Annotated in this window: 11 protein-coding genes and 2 pseudogenes; 7 read left to right on the plus strand and 6 right to left on the minus strand. The window is 58.8% G+C overall.

Annotated elements, in window-relative coordinates; all coding sequences use genetic code 11:
- The first annotated feature begins 312 nt into the window (after positions 1–312).
- Both DCC25_RS02490 and DCC25_RS02495 read left to right on the plus strand, forming a co-directional pair.
- A pseudogene (locus tag DCC25_RS02490) lies at positions 313–1,303 on the plus strand (IS481 family transposase).
- A 97-nt stretch (positions 1,304–1,400) separates the two neighbouring features.
- A complete protein-coding gene (locus tag DCC25_RS02495; RefSeq protein ID WP_110100491.1) occupies positions 1,401–2,345 on the plus strand; it encodes an NAD-dependent epimerase/dehydratase family protein in 945 nt (314 codons plus the stop codon).
- Here DCC25_RS02495 and DCC25_RS02500 read toward each other — a convergent pair.
- The 5 genes and pseudogenes from DCC25_RS02500 to DCC25_RS02520 all read right to left on the minus strand — a co-directional run bounded on the left by DCC25_RS02500 (position 2,322) and on the right by DCC25_RS02520 (position 7,088).
- Positions 2,322–2,870 (minus strand): hypothetical protein, encoded by a 549-nt coding sequence (locus DCC25_RS02500; RefSeq protein WP_110100492.1) that lies wholly within the window; start codon positions 2,868–2,870, stop codon positions 2,322–2,324. The genes DCC25_RS02495 and DCC25_RS02500 overlap by 24 nt on opposite strands.
- Positions 2,871–3,263: 393 nt before the next feature.
- Positions 3,264–3,428: pseudogene (locus tag DCC25_RS02505) on the minus strand (S-adenosylmethionine synthetase N-terminal domain-containing protein); the annotation flags it as partial.
- Positions 3,429–3,631: 203 nt separating this feature from the next.
- Positions 3,632–4,807 (minus strand): MFS transporter, encoded by a 1,176-nt coding sequence (locus DCC25_RS02510; protein WP_110100493.1) that lies wholly within the window; start codon positions 4,805–4,807, stop codon positions 3,632–3,634.
- 4 nt (positions 4,808–4,811) lie between these two features.
- On the minus strand, positions 4,812–5,411 hold the full coding sequence (locus DCC25_RS02515) for a TetR/AcrR family transcriptional regulator (protein ID WP_110100494.1): 600 nt from the start codon (positions 5,409–5,411) through the stop codon (positions 4,812–4,814).
- A 12-nt stretch (positions 5,412–5,423) separates the two neighbouring features.
- Complete coding sequence (locus DCC25_RS02520; RefSeq protein ID WP_110100495.1) at positions 5,424–7,088, minus strand: ABC-F family ATP-binding cassette domain-containing protein; 1,665 nt, start codon at positions 7,086–7,088, stop codon at positions 5,424–5,426.
- A 276-nt stretch (positions 7,089–7,364) separates the two neighbouring features.
- Between DCC25_RS02520 and DCC25_RS02525 the strand changes: the two genes are divergently transcribed.
- Positions 7,365–7,592, plus strand: a complete 228-nt coding sequence (locus DCC25_RS02525; RefSeq protein WP_110100496.1) for a hypothetical protein — start codon at positions 7,365–7,367, stop codon at positions 7,590–7,592.
- A 380-nt stretch (positions 7,593–7,972) separates the two neighbouring features.
- Here the strand turns inward: DCC25_RS02525 and dtd are convergent, their stop codons facing one another.
- The gene (gene dtd, locus DCC25_RS02530) at positions 7,973–8,425 is read right to left on the minus strand and encodes a D-aminoacyl-tRNA deacylase (RefSeq protein WP_110100497.1); all 453 of its coding nucleotides are present in this window, start codon (positions 8,423–8,425) and stop codon (positions 7,973–7,975) included.
- 49 nt (positions 8,426–8,474) lie between these two features.
- On the opposite strand from dtd, the gene DCC25_RS02535 reads away from it, so the two are divergent.
- The 4 genes from DCC25_RS02535 to alaS all read left to right on the plus strand — a co-directional run bounded on the left by DCC25_RS02535 (position 8,475) and on the right by alaS (position 14,352).
- Positions 8,475–10,028: a replication-associated recombination protein A gene (locus DCC25_RS02535; protein ID WP_110100498.1), complete on the plus strand. Its 1,554-nt coding sequence runs from the start codon at positions 8,475–8,477 to the stop codon at positions 10,026–10,028.
- A gap of 293 nt (positions 10,029–10,321) precedes the next feature.
- Entirely contained in the window at positions 10,322–10,948 is a 627-nt protein-coding gene (gene rpsD / locus DCC25_RS02540) for a 30S ribosomal protein S4 (RefSeq protein WP_110100499.1), read from the plus strand.
- Positions 10,949–11,167: 219 nt separating this feature from the next.
- On the plus strand, positions 11,168–11,515 hold the full coding sequence (locus tag DCC25_RS02545) for a hypothetical protein (protein WP_146206400.1): 348 nt from the start codon (positions 11,168–11,170) through the stop codon (positions 11,513–11,515).
- A gap of 149 nt (positions 11,516–11,664) precedes the next feature.
- Positions 11,665–14,352 (plus strand): alanine--tRNA ligase, encoded by a 2,688-nt coding sequence (gene alaS, locus DCC25_RS02550; protein ID WP_110100501.1) that lies wholly within the window; start codon positions 11,665–11,667, stop codon positions 14,350–14,352.
- Positions 14,353–14,367 lie beyond the last annotated feature (15 nt).

Here is a 14,367-nt window from a genome sequence, read left to right on the forward strand (position 1 = left end):
GGCGAGCCAGGCGATGACGCGGGCTTCGATGGGCTTGTCAGGTTTGTTGTGTACGGGGTTGGGTTTAGAGGTTAGGGGTTGATTCGGTCGGGGTAGGTGGCGGCGAGTTGTGAACCGTCCTGGGTTTTATTCCATCCTCTCATTTCAGGACGGAACAAAACCCAGGACGGTTCATACGGCATCTGAATCCCAAGGTGTTGGGCAATGGCAATTGTAGTTCCTCGACACGTTGTGAACGGTCCGTGACTTAAGCGGAGACCTCCGATATCGATGTGGGTTACCACAACTCACCATCAGATACGGAGGTCTCCTATGGTTCACCGTAGATCACCGCTGGCCCCGGAGGGAAGGCGACGCATCGTAGCCCTGGTTTTCGATCAGGGATGGCCCCAGCGCCGAGTCGCAGAGCGATTCCAGGTCTCTGCGGCCACGGTCTCGAAATGGGTGACCCGCCACCGGGCCGGCCACGGATTCCAGGACCGCTCCAGTCGCCCTCACCATAGTCCCCGAAGGTTGCCACAGCGCACCGAGCGCAGGGTCATCGCGTTGCGATTCATCCGCCAGTGGGGGGCCTCACCGGATTAGCGCTCACCTGGGTATCCCTCGCGCCACCGTGGGCCGGGTGCTTCAGCGGTACCGGATGCCCAGGTTGGAATGCATTGACCAGGCCACTGGGCTGCCGGTGCGCCGTGCGGCCCCGAACCGGTATGAAGCATCCGCACCCGGTGAGCTGGTGCACATGGACATCAAGAAGCTGGGCCGGATCCCTGACGGTGGGGGCTGGCGAGTCCATGGCAGAGGATCACCCCAGGCGCTGAAGGCCCTGGCTAAGACGCAGAAGGCCGCTGCTGAGGGAGCCTCTGCGGGCAGGGGCTACCGGTACTTGCACCACGCGGTGGATGATCACTCCCGGGTGGTCTACTCCGAGATCCTCAACGATGAGCGCAAGCACACCGCCGCTGGGTTCTGGAAACGCGCTAGGGCCTTCTTCGCCGGCATCGGCGTCGAGGTCACCGCGGTGATGACCGATAATGGTTCATGCTACCGCTCTAAGGAATTCCGCAAAGCCCTCGGCGAGGGAGTCAAACACAAGCGCACCAAGCCCTACAGGCCACAAACCAACGGCAAAGTCGAGCGGTTCAACCGAACCCTGATGACCGAATGCGCCTACGCTAGCGAATCAGAACGTGCGGCCTCCTACCAGGCCTTCCTACATGAGTACAATCATCATCGAACCCACACCGCCATCGGAGGCCCAGCCCCCTCAGTCCGTGTTCACAACCTCACGGGGAAGCACAACTAGTTTTCATGAACACAAGTCATTTTAGCCACTCGACCGCCACCGGGGATTCAAGGATCTACTGTGTCGGAGTAGCTACAGAATCAAAGGAGAATAGACAGTGACCGACGAACGCCGGGTCGCGGTGATAGGTGCGAGTGGACAAATCGGACGCCTCGTTGTGAGTACGCTGACCCAACGTGGTGTTCGAGTCGCCGCCATCTCGCGCCGGCGAAGTGATGCTCCTTCCGCTGGAGGGGTCTCCTGCCGGGAGATCTCCTCATATGAACCCATCCAGCTAGAGCCAGCACTTGCCGATTGTACGGACGTTATCGCAACAGTCGGCTTGCCTTATCGGGCGCGCATATGGAACCAAGAGTGGCCAGGGCTGGTTCGCTCCATCGTGTCGTCGACCGAAAGCCGTCAGACTCCACTCACCTTTCTCGACAACCTCTATGTCTATGGCCGGGCTGAATCGCCGATATCTGAGTCACAACCGATGGCTCCCTGCAGCGAGAAAGGATCTGCCAGGCTCAAGGGCACGGAGATCCTTTCTCAGGCACGTGCGAAAGGTCATGATGTTGTCATTTGTCGATCGGCAGATTTCCTCGGCCCTGGAAGTGAAACCACGGTGATGCCGTGGAGTTCTCTTGAGGAGGTCGTCATGAAAAGAAAAAGAACTTTCAGGTGGTTCGGAAGACCCGACAACTTGCACTCTTTCGCACTGCCTCGCGATGTTGCTCGCGGGCTGGCTGAAGTGTGCCTCGATTCAGATCTCCGGTCTACGCTAACACTTCATATGCCAGCGATCACCGCGTTCTCAGCCAACGACTTATCGCACGAACTGTCGTCTATTATGGGACGATCCGTTAAACCAGCAGTTCTAGGAAGAAACGTTCTCGCCATGGCCGGCGTTCTCAGCACCGCCGCACGCGAACAGCGCGAAATGATGTACCAGTTCGAGAGTGACTACACGATCGACGACTCTACATTTCGGAGTCGAGTACCTGATTTTCCGAGGACAAACATCAAGGATGTAGTGTCAATGCTTCCTGCCACGGCCTGAGTCTATCGTAATCGCCCTCAGGAGACGTTCGAGCGAGTCTACGGCGTTTACCGCGTGGGTCTGGCCGGGCATCGGCGGATTGCTGCTGAGTTGCCGCTCATACAGACCTACCGCCAGTACAACCACATCACGGACAGGTAGGGCGAGTGTCGAACCGGTCTGGTTCTGTACGTAATTGAGTATGCTTTCCAGCTGACCGTACAGATCGTCTTGCGCCTTAATCAAGACCTTACGGGAGGCTTGATCGTGCACGCTGGCTCCCCGTAGTTCCGTGACCATTCCAAACCACTGCACTTCATCACCAGTGCCGAAGTTGAGGGTTCGAAGGGCGGTGCAGATGATGGAGGCCAGATCAGCCGATTCAGCAGACCTTTTCTTTTGAGAAGCGTCTATAGCGGTATGAACCGCTCGCTGAATTTGTTCGGTCTGCCACCGGTTTGCTTGGAAGTAGATCGTTTCAAAGAGCTCTTCCTTCGATTGGAAATTTGAGTAAAATGCCCCCTTGTATAGCCGGCACTTGTGCAAATACCTTTTATCGTTGTGTTCAAGTAACCGTTACGCAGGAACGCACGATAGGCGGTCTGTATGAGCCGCTCCTTGGTCGCGTCGCGTCCTGTGCCGGGTTCCGGGGCCAAGCGCTTTGGACGCTTCGTAGAAGCCTTCGCCATGGGCGTCAACAGCCCTCTCTCGCATGCCATACCTGTCGCCGTTGCCGGCGACAAGGCCACGGTGGCCTGAGAACATCATACCTGGAGGCCTTGAGGCTGTCGGAGGGCGTGAGCCGACACGGAAGAGAATGTTTCTCACCTCAGCACCACGGGAGTGCGATGACGAGATACACGCCCGCGTGATCCGCATGTACCAGTGCTATCTGACCGAGGCGGGATCCAGGAGGCCGGAGCCCGACGTGAGAGCGGCGATGTCGGCGTGTCCGCTGGTGCGAATCTCCCCGGCGACGTGGACCAGACCGGTGGTGACCAGCGTTTTCATGGCAGTGCGTGAGTGGGCGTCTTGGGTGATCAGTGCGTCAAGGATGCTGTCGCTGATCTGGTCGCAGATCTTGTCCGGGTGGCCTTCGGTCACTGATTACGAGGTGAAAAGCCGTAGCGTCATGGTCTGTTCCTCATTCTTAGGTGGTATCGCGGTCGGGGTGGCGATGGGGAGCATCATTTTTGGTTCTCCCCACCGCCAGTAATTTGTTGGTAAAGTGCGGACTCGTCGTCGCAGGCGCATCTTCTGCAAAACCGGATGGTCCGTATGGCAAGCGGGACATTCAAAGCAACCAGTTAATGACGCTCTCGAGAACGTGCGCCTGCCAGGTAACGTGCAATCGCTATCAAGATCAATGCAATCAGTCCAAAACTCGCTGCCGTCAAAGGCAAAGCTCCGGCGCCGCCAGTTGTAAGCGCAATACCTCCAACAGCGGCCCCAATTGATACACCGAGATAGGTACCTGAGGTGTTCAGTGCTAGAGCCTGGGGTGCTACTGGCCCGGCCAACATGTACAAGCGAGCTTGGATGGCTGGCGAATTCCAGAACGCCAAACCGCCCCACACTGTCACAACGCAGATAACCGCAGGAATCGGTGCCGGTCGTCCCATCCATAGAAGCCACAAGATGACCATCGTGACGATGATGCCGCCGATTCCGATACTCAGGGTCCGGTCAGGGCCCCATCTGTCCGTTGCGATACCACCCAACCAAATCCCGAGGATGCCAGCTATACCCGACAGGCTAAATGCCAATGCCCGTTCATCAACTCCAGCTGAGCTCGTGGCATCGAGGTAGGGGGCAAGGTAGGTCAACATCATCATGGACCCAGTCATCAGCGCACAGTTCGCAAGCAAGCCGAACGAGATAGGTCCGGCACTTAGCGTCCGGAGCTGATCCCGAAGGAGTGGCACCTCCCGTTCGCCATCTTCACGCGGTAGCGTAGGCAAGAGTGCAAGAAGGACTATCAGCCCTGCGACGGCCATGGTGGCAAAGCATGCACGCCATCCAAGATGTCCGCCGATCCACGTCCCAATCGGGACACCGGCAGCAATAGAACCGGTCACTCCCAGGGACACAATAGCGATGTAGCGACCGGTCTTATCTGCAGGAGCCCGCTCCGCGGCAAAGGCGAACACGGCAGGAGTCATCCCAGCCGCAGCCACAGCGGCTACCACCCTCAAAACCAGGAGGAGGGGGTATGACGGTACAATTACAGCCAGACCATTTGCGAGAATGAACAAGCATAGACCGACAGTAAATAGTCGTCGCCGCGGCACTTTTGCCAAGACGACTGCCGCCAAAGGCGCCACTATAGCTACGGTCAGCGAAAATGCGGTAATGAGCTGTCCCGCATGGGATTCACTCACCCCCAGATCAGCGGCGAGTTCAGGTAGAATTCCGGCGATGACATAGTCATCCGTATATAGTACAAATCCTGTGGCGAGCAGGGCGAAGAGCCATGCAGGCATCAGGCTACCTTTCTGCATTAAGAAGATTGCGCAACGCGTTCCGTAGAGTCGAACGCAGTTGATAAACTGTGAGAGCTCCATGAGGCGTGACGGTGTCAAGTGTCAGGCCACCAACAAGGGCCGAAACTTGCCGGGCTGCCGCGCTGGGGTTGGGCACTTCGAGGCAGGCTAGTGCCGCAGCAATAATGTCATGAAGATCGCTTGCCATCTGTGCAGCGGATGATGCAAATACTGTCTGTGTTCTTGAGGCACGTATGAGTTCAAGGACAACGATCGCCTCCATCCTCCGCGGTTCATCGACAGGGAGAACTTGTTCCAGGAGATCTTGCAAGGAAGTTAGAGCCTCCTCACCTTCGAGGCCCCTCAACTGCTCGACCGGATGGTGCATGAGTCGCTGTCCCATCCGGTTTCCGGCTTCGTGAGCTGCAGCCGTCAGTAGGTCTTCATGGCCATCAAAAAAGTGCCGTACCGACCCTATATTGAGGTCCGCTTCAGCTGCCACCTTCCTTAGGGTAAGTCCTTCAAGGCCCTCTGCTACGATCAACCGAAATGCAGCATCGATGACATACTGGCGGCGTTCCTCTGCGTCTATGCGTGCAGGCATGTGTTTTCATCCTCATTTCCTTTTGACAGATTCGTCCCATACAGGATGGTCGGTTTCGTACGTCTGTCCGTCCTTGGCGAAGACCAAGAAGCGATCGAAATCTCGGGCAAACCAACGGTCATGGGTCACGGCAAGAACTGTCCCGTCATAGGCTCTGAGCGCTCGTTGAAGGGCCTCCGCTGACTCCAAGTCGAGATTGTCAGTCGGCTCGTCGAGAAGCAACATTGTCGCACCGCCAAGTTCGAGCAAAAGGATCTGGAAGCGAGCTTGTTGCCCCCCAGACAGGGAATCGAAGTTCTGCTCGGCGGAACGGGCGAGCTCGTAACGAGCTAGCACTCGGGACGACTCTTCTCGCGGCATTCCACGCCGGTGCTCGTCACCACGATGCAGTATCGAGAGCAGACTACGGCCGCGAAGGTCGGGGCGTCCATGTGTTTGAGCGAACCAGCCCGGACGGACTCGGGCGCCTAGACGCGCGGTACCGTCGTGCGTCACTGGATCAATCTGCATCTCGGATACAGGTTCGTGTTCAGGGGTGGGGTCATCGCCGCCGGCTGCTAGCAGACGAAGGAAGTGCGACTTTCCAGATCCGTTCTTGCCGAGAACGGCAATGCGGTCACCGTACCAAGCTTGGAAGTCGAAGGGCCGGACGAGTCCGGTGAGTTCGAGTTGCTCACACGTCAGAGCCTTCTTGCCCGTCCTGCCTCCATGTAGACGTATCGCAAGTTTTTGCTCCCGTGGTTGCGCCTCAGGCGGACCAGCCTGTTCGAACCTGGCCAACCGAGTCTGCGCCGCCCTGTACCGGGAGGTCATATCTGAGTTATAGGCCGCCTTCTGCTTATACATCTGAACAAGCGAACGTAACTTTGCATGCTCGTCATCCCATCGACGCCGCAGTTCGTCCAGCCTTTCAAACCGCTGCGTGCGTGCCTTCTGATATCCGCTGAAGCCGCCAGAGTGAACCCATGCGGTGTTACCTGCGCTGCCCAGCTCGAGAGTGACGATACTCGTGGCAGTGTTTGCGAGAAGTTCGCGGTCATGGCTGATATAGAGCACGCTCTTATTACATTCGACCAACTGGTTTTCAAGCCAGCGTTTGCCTGGGACGTCGAGGAAGTTGTCTGGTTCATCGAGGAGAAGAATCTCATCAGGGCCACGAAGGAGCGCGTTAAGAATGAGGCGCTTCTGCTCACCGCCCGATAACGTTGTCACCGGACGGTCCCAACACTTCTCGAATGGCAAGCCCAGGGAATCTGTGGCGCACGCATCCCAAAGAACTTCGAGATCGTAACCACCCTTCTCGCCCCAAGCGGCCAGAGCGGATGCGTATTCCATCTGCCGATCAATATCGTCTGTAGTGGCAACCGCTTGTTCGGCACGACGTAGTTCTGCGGCGGCTTCCTGCAAGGGCGGAGGAGCCACCGACAGTAGCAATTCTTGGACCGTCCCGGAAACGACGAACTGGCGCATCACTCCAATCGAGCCATTGCGGGAGACTGCCCCCGCCTCGGGAGTGATCTCGCCTGTGATGATGCGTAACAGTGTCGTCTTGCCTGCTCCATTCGCTCCAATCACCGCCACTCTCTCCCGAGGGCCGACACGGAACGAGACATCGCGGAGCAGGGGCCGACCGTCGGCCAGCGTGTAGCTCACCGACTGTGCTTCGAGGTAGCTCATGGGCCACTACGGTATCACGGTCGTGACAAATGATGGAACCCAGGCACTGGTGGCGGCGTTGAGCCGCAGCGTCGTTCGAGCCGATTCCCCGCTCCAACGTCGTAGCCACGGGGGTCGGGTGGCGATGGCTTGGATCGGGGCGGTACGGTGTGTCACACTCGTGCTATATATCACGCCCGTGATAGCTTCGGTTCGAGTACAACACACAGAAGCGCTGAGCGGTGGCTCGTCAGCACCGCAGTCGCCTACCGGTCAGCGCAGGAAGGTGGCAAGGTCATGACCGATGACTTCTTCGTCGAACAGCCTCAGGAGAGTGACTTTGACGCTCTCCGTGGCTTGTTCGTCAGCACTCTGGAACCTCACTACGACGGCGATCACGACGCGCATCTCACTCGCCTGATCGAGGACCACCGTTCAAACGGACAAGACTTCAACGGCCTCAACTCTCTCGTCCAACTGGGATATGTCGCCAGACTAGAACCCGGAGGTCGCCCGCTGGGTTAAATCAACCTCGTGATCAAGCGCCACGGTACTGCCAAGATCAGCCCCCTGATTGTTGACCCGTCGGCCAGGCGCCGTGGCGCAGGAGAGGCACTATTGAATGTGGCTCCCCATGACGTCCGGACCTTCTTCTCTCGGCAGGGATTCGTACAGGTCGGGACAACACCGGACCAGTACGGTCGGGGAAAGACGGAACTGATCTGACAGCGACCACGATTGCGTGCAGGCGCGAAATCCGACGATCCGTTCAACTTGGTCCGTGTCCAAGATTCAGCACAGTGGCGACGGTTTAGGGGGCTCGCCCACTCGCGCACGTGAACCACCCGGCTACCTACACTGCACATCCTGCCGGAAAACAGTGACACTTAAAAAGTAACGGGGGTTTACCCACGGCGGGGGCCCTTGAGGTCATCAGAGTCAATCACGATCGTGAACGGCCCGGAATTGGTTAAGGAGACCTCCATCTTCGCCCCGAACTCACCGGTCTGCACATCGGCCCCCAGGTCCCGTAACGTCGAGACAAAATAGTCATACAGCGGTTTGGATACCTCGGGGCGGGCTGCCGCCGACCAGGAGGGGCGACGGCCCTTGCGGACATCCCCATAGAGGGTGAATTGAGAAATGACCAACAAGGGTGCACCGGTTGATTCCGCCGACGTTTCCCCCTCCAAGATCCGTAGCCCGAAGAGCTTTGTCGCGACAGCGGTCGCGTCCTGCTCGGTGTCTGTGGTGTTGATACCGAGCAGGACTACCAGCCCTGGTTGGTGCAAGTGTCCAATAACCTCCTCGCCGACGGTGACCTGGGCCTGTGAAGCAACTTGAACCACTGCGCGCATAGCGCACAGTGTACCCAGTCGTTGGCGGGCGCTTACTAGAATGAAGACCATGGCTGATTTGTTTAGTTCGATGCACGATGATGCCGGTGATCAGGCTCCGGCAGGAATCGACACTCATCGAGCTGGGGGAGCCCAAGCGCCACTGGCGGTGCGGATGCGACCGCGAACCATCGACGAAGTCGTTGGACAACAGCACCTGTTGACCCCGGGCTCGCCACTACGGAATCTGGCCGGGGGAGAACCCAGCACCGGGGGACGTGCCGCCGGACCAGCCTCGGTGATTCTCTACGGTCCTCCTGGAACCGGCAAAACCACGCTGGCGCATGTCATTGCCCGGGGCGAAGGACGGAAGTTCGTGGAGTTATCGGCGATTTCTTCGGGTGTCAAAGACGTGCGGCGGGTCATGGACCAAGCTCTGAACGATCGAGATCTCTACGGTCGGACCACAGTGTTGTTTCTCGACGAGATTCACCGGTTCAATAAGGCCCAACAAGATGCGTTGCTACCGGGGGTCGAGAACCGCTGGGTGGTGCTGGTGGCAGCAACCACCGAGAACCCCTCCTTCTCCGTGGTTGCCCCCTTATTATCTCGGTCCCTGTTATTGACCTTGCAGCCGTTGACTGACGACGATATCTCCGGGCTGATCACCCGAGCCGTCAGCGATGAACGCGGTCTGAATTCCGCCGTGTCACTGTCCGACCAAGCCCTGGACTACCTGGTGCGTATGGCGTCCGGGGACGCCCGTCGCGCACTGACCACGCTGGAGGCTTCCGCCGGGGTGGCACTCGACCACGCCCCGGAGTCCTCTGCCACCTCCGAACAGGGTGAGCAACCCAGCGTGCCGGTGATCACCGAAGAAGATGCAGCCCAGGCGATGGACCGGGCGGTGCTACGTTACGATAAAGACGGCGACCAGCACTACGACGTGATCTCGGCGTTCATTAAATCCATTCGGGGCTCGGATGTGGATGCGGGGCTACATTATCTGGCGCGCATGATTGAAGCCGGTGAGGACCCCCGGTTCATTGCCCGTCGGCTGATTATTCTGGCTTCCGAGGACGTTGGGATGGCTGACCCAACCGCTTTGCAAACTGCGGTCGCAGCCGCTCAAGCGGTGCAGTTGATCGGGATGCCCGAAGGGCGGATCATCCTGGCTGAAGCCGTCGTCCATCTGGCGACCGCGCCCAAATCCAATCGGGCCTATCAAGGCATTAACGAGGCCATCGCCGATGTCCGCGCGGGTCGCTCCGGGGTCGTGCCAACCCACCTGCGCGATAGTCACTACCCCGGAGCCAAGGCACTCGGACACGGTGTTGGCTACCGGTACGCCCACGACGCCCCGCACAGCATCGCCACCCAGCAGTACCTGCCCGACACGTTGAGAAACCGGGAGTACTACCATCCAACAACCAACGGCGTGGAACGTTCCCTCTCCGAACGGCTACCGGTGATCCGCGATATTCTTCGCGGTCATCCCAGTGCGCCACGACAAGCTGAGACTTCCACAACGACCACGAGGGACAAGACTGTACCGACCGCGCAGTCGGAACAGAACGACCACGAGAACCACGACAAGCACGACGACGTCACAAGTCAAGACTAAGCAAGGGCCAGAAGCGTCCACGAGACCAACACCACCGTCAGGATGCTCGGTGAGGTTCGGTGCCGGCGACGATCTCTGATAAGGTAGACAAGTCTGGCACGTTCACCGCAGGACCCGCGTTTGCACCGGGCCCACGATGCAATGGTAGTGATGACGGGTGACGGCAAACCCCTCAGCTCTCCCGAAGATGATATGGGAGGCCAGGAACGCTCGCTGTGTATCCCGGAAACCTCCGGTTCTTGTCGAGCGAGTGGAACAAACATGACATTGCCGTATGACAAGAAAGTTGATTCATGACTAAGAACTTGCGTTCTCGCCGCACGGTGCGCCACTCACGCGCACTCGGCATTGCCCTGACTCCTAAAGCCGAAAAGTACATGGAGCGCCGTCCCTACGGCCCCGGTCAGCACGGTCGCGCTCGTCGTCGCGCCGACTCAGACTACTCGGTTCGTCTGAAGGAAAAGCAACGGTTGCGCGCACTGTACAACGTGCGTGAGGCCCAGATGCGCCGTTACTTCGCCGAAGCGAAGCGGCGTAGCGGTCAGGCCGGTGAAAACCTCATTACCCTGCTGGAATCCCGTCTAGATGCCCTGGTGTTACGTGCCGGTTTCGCACGCACCATCGCTCAGGCTCGTCAGTTGGTCGTGCACCGCCACATCCTGGTTGACGGTCAGCGTGTGGACCGCCCCTCCTTCCAGGTCAAAGAAGGCCAGCTGATCCACGTTCACGAGCGCTCGGAGACCATGGTGCCCTTCCAGATTGCTGCCACCGGAGCTCACCAGGAAGTGCTTCCCGATGTTCCCGGCTACCTCGATGTGGAAATCGACAAGTTGCGTGCTCGCCTGGTTCGGACCCCGGAACGCTCTGAAGTTCCCGTGGGTATCCAGGAAAATCTCGTGGTTGAGCATTACTCGCGCTAAGCCCGGACTTACCGGAGCGTACCCCGTTGGATGATGGGATCCAGCGGGGTACCGCTGGTTAAGGGCAGGTTCAAACCGAGGTATCTGGTGTGACAAGTGTGGGTCCTGTGACGCCACGGTAGCGTGCTGACAAGGTAAAGTGGAGATTGATATCATTTCGTAACCATGTCGGAAACGAGTGTTTGCTAGGCGAACTCGTGAGAAAGGTTGGAAACCTCCGTGATCAACAAGGTCCTGACGTTGGGTGTGGGAGTTGCACTTGGATGGGTTGGACATACGCTCATTTGCAAAGGCCGTGATGAGGCTGTGGTGCGTGCAGAGGAGTCCCTGAGAACCACGTTGAGCCCTGAAAACATCGGACGCCAGGCCGGCAGTGCCACCGCAACGGCGGTGACCGAAGGTGCTAAAGCCTTCTTCTCCCAGTTGCGTGAAGAAGTTCCCGCCTTCCGGTCCCAAGATGAACACGACCAACCAACCACCACGCAGACCGCTCCGCGACGGACCCTGCGGGCCCAGCAGATGACCACGATTCAAGGGACCGCTACGGTCAACCCCCCGAAGCAGTAAGCCCGGTTCCAGTCTCCGTGACAATCGGCGCACGGGCGACGGTGACGGCGTCGGGGAGCGTTCGGCAAGCCCATGGTAGTCGCCACGCGTGTGTGGCGAAACAGAAAATACAGTACAAGGAACACGTTGCATGAAAAGGAACACGTTGCATGAAATCGCATGAAATTGCCCGCCGTTGGAATGCTTTCTTTGAATCCAAGAACCATACGGTGGTGCCTTCAGCCTCGTTGGTGTCTCCTGACCCCTCCTTGCTGTTTACCATCGCCGGCATGGTGCCCTTCATCCCGTATTTCCTCGGCCAGGAAACCCCCTCATTCACCCGCGCCGCCAGTGTGCAGAAATGTATTCGCACCGCCGACATTGAAGAAGTTGGAAAAACCGTCCGCCACGGAACCTTCTTTCAGATGTGCGGGAATTTCTCCTTTGGCGATTACTTTAAAAAAGATGCCATCCAATTTGCGTGGGAACTACTGACCACTCCCCAAGACCAGGGGGGATACGGACTGGACCCAGAACGCCTGTGGGTCACCGTCTATGAAGAGGATGAGGAAGCAGCTAGCATTTGGCGTGATGTCGTTGGCCTGCCCGAAGAGCGTATTCAGCGGTTTGGAAAAGCTGATAACTACTGGAATACCGGTCAGCCCGGCCCGGGCGGACCCTGCTCCGAGATTTACTACGACCGTGGTCCGGCCTATGGCGTGGACGGGGGACCGGCCGCGGATGAAACCCGGTTCATGGAGATCTGGAACCTGGTGTTCATGCAGTATCAGCTCTCCGAGGTCCGGACCAAAGAAGACTTTGACATTGCCGGAGAACTGGCGAATAAGAACATCGACACCGGTCTGGGACTAGAACGGTTGGCGATGCTCTTGCAGGGCGTGGAGAACATGTACGAGACCGACCAGGTGCGTCCGGTCCTCGACCGGGCCGCAGAACTCGCCCAGGTCACCTACACCTCCAGCGAGAACCCTGCGGACCCCACGTTCGAAAATGACGTGCGGTTGCGCTACATTGCCGACCATATCCGGTCCTCACTGATGTTGATTTCCGACGGCGTGGTCCCCGGTAACGAAGGCGGGGGATATGTGTTGCGCCGGCTGATTCGCCGGGCTGTACGCGCGATGCGACTGATGGGGGTCACCAAGCCGGTGTTGCCCGAGTTGCTACCGGTCTCCCGGGACGCCATGAAAGGAACCTATCCTGAGGTTGAGACCGACTTCGACCGGATTTCCCGCATTGCATATGCCGAAGAAAAAGCCTTCTTGCGCACCATTGCGGCAGGAACCACTCGGTTGGAACACTCAGTGGCCGCTGCCAAGAGCGCTGGCACCCCGCTATCGGGCCAGGATGCTTTCGAGCTGCACGACACCTACGGATTCCCCATCGACCTGACCCTGGAAATGGCCGAAGAAGCTGGGGTGAGCGTCGATGAAGAGAGATTCCGGGCCTTGATGGCCGAGCAACGTGACCGGGCCCGACGAGATGCGAAGTCCAAAAAGTCCGGTCATGCGGATGCTGCGGTATACCACCAGCTACATCAGGGCCACGACACGGTCTTTACCGGATATACCGAGCACACCACCGAATCCCGGATTCGCGGACTGCTGGTCGAAGGCCACGAGGCGAGCTACGCTGAGCAAGGCCAAGAAGTCGAAGTGGTGCTGGATGCCACCCCGTTCTACGCCGAAGCCGGTGGCCAGGCGGCCGACACCGGTGTGATCACCGGTGACGGTTTCGTCCTGAAGATTACTGACGTGCAGTCTCCGGTCAAGGGGCTCAGTGTCCACTCCGCGGTGGTGACCGAAGGTGAAGTACCCGCCGGCGCCGAAGCCGTGGGTGCGATCGATGTGCAACGCAGGTTGGACGCCCAGAAAGCGCACTCGGCCACCCATATTATCCATGCCGCCCTGCACGATATTCTCGGACATGACGCAGTTCAGGCCGGGTCGTTCAATAAAGAGGGTTACCTGCGGTTCGACTTCACGTGGCGGGATGCCATTTCACCCAACGCTCTGGCCGAGATCGAAGGCCTGGCCAACACCACGATTCGCGATAACTTCCCGGTGTTGACCATGGAGACTTCACTGGATGAGGCCAAGGCCATGGGCGCCATGAGCCTGTTCGGGGAAAAATACGGCGAACGGGTGCGCGTGGTAGAAATGAACGGCGCCTGGTCCCGCGAACTCTGCGGTGGGACTCACGTGACGACCACCTCGGAAATTGGCACCCTGGCGTTGCTGGGCGAACAGTCGGTGGGCTCCGGTAACCGTCGCGTGGAGGCGCTGGTCGGTTACGATGCGTTCGAGCATTTCGCTGCCGAGCGCACCCTGATGAATCAGCTCACCGAAATGCTCAAGGCCCCGGCCGAGGATGTGCCCGGCCGTGTGGAAGCCACCCTGGCCAAATTGCGCGAGGTTGAAAAAGAACTCGCCGCCCTGAAATCCGCCCAGCTGCAGGCAGTAGCTTCCGGGCTGATCAATCAGGCTGAAACCATCGGCAACACCACCGTGGTGGCCGCCTCGCTGGGGCACGTTCCCGGTGCAGATGATCTGCGTCAGTCCGTGCTGGATCTCAAGGCCCGACTGGAACAGGCCGGACATGCCAGTGTGGTGGTAGCTCTGATTGGTGAGGCGGGATCCCGTCCGCTGGTAGCCGTGGCAGCTAACCACCAGGCCCAGGAACAGGGCCTGAAAGCCGGCACGCTCGTCAAAACCGCTACCGGTGTCCTCGGTGGCGGCGGCGGTGGTAAGCCCGATATCGCTCAGGGTGGTGGCCAAGATGCCAGCCAGGTTGACGCCGCGTTACAAGCCATTCGGGACGAGGTCGTCCAGCACTAGGCAGCTGACCCATCC

Origin of the sequence: Auritidibacter sp. NML120636, from assembly GCF_003185945.1 — a bacterium.
In the GTDB taxonomy this organism is placed as follows: domain Bacteria; phylum Actinomycetota; class Actinomycetes; order Actinomycetales; family Micrococcaceae; genus Auritidibacter; species Auritidibacter ignavus.

Bases quoted from the DNA above. Each gene is read 5' to 3' on its own strand.
- DCC25_RS02510 (WP_110100493.1), bottom strand. From the start codon at position 4,807: ATGCCTGCATGGCTCTTCGCCCTGCTCGCCACAGGATTTGTACTATAT.
- DCC25_RS02515 (WP_110100494.1), bottom strand. From the start codon at position 5,411: ATGCCTGCACGCATAGACGCAGAGGAACGCCGCCAGTATGTCATCGAT.
- DCC25_RS02520 (WP_110100495.1), bottom strand. From the start codon at position 7,088: ATGAGCTACCTCGAAGCACAGTCGGTGAGCTACACGCTGGCCGACGGT.
- DCC25_RS02525 (WP_110100496.1), top strand. From the start codon at position 7,365: ATGACCGATGACTTCTTCGTCGAACAGCCTCAGGAGAGTGACTTTGAC.
- dtd (WP_110100497.1), bottom strand. From the start codon at position 8,425: ATGCGCGCAGTGGTTCAAGTTGCTTCACAGGCCCAGGTCACCGTCGGC.
- DCC25_RS02535 (WP_110100498.1), top strand. From the start codon at position 8,475: ATGGCTGATTTGTTTAGTTCGATGCACGATGATGCCGGTGATCAGGCT.
- rpsD (WP_110100499.1), top strand. From the start codon at position 10,322: ATGACTAAGAACTTGCGTTCTCGCCGCACGGTGCGCCACTCACGCGCA.
- alaS (WP_110100501.1), top strand. From the start codon at position 11,665: ATGAAATCGCATGAAATTGCCCGCCGTTGGAATGCTTTCTTTGAATCC.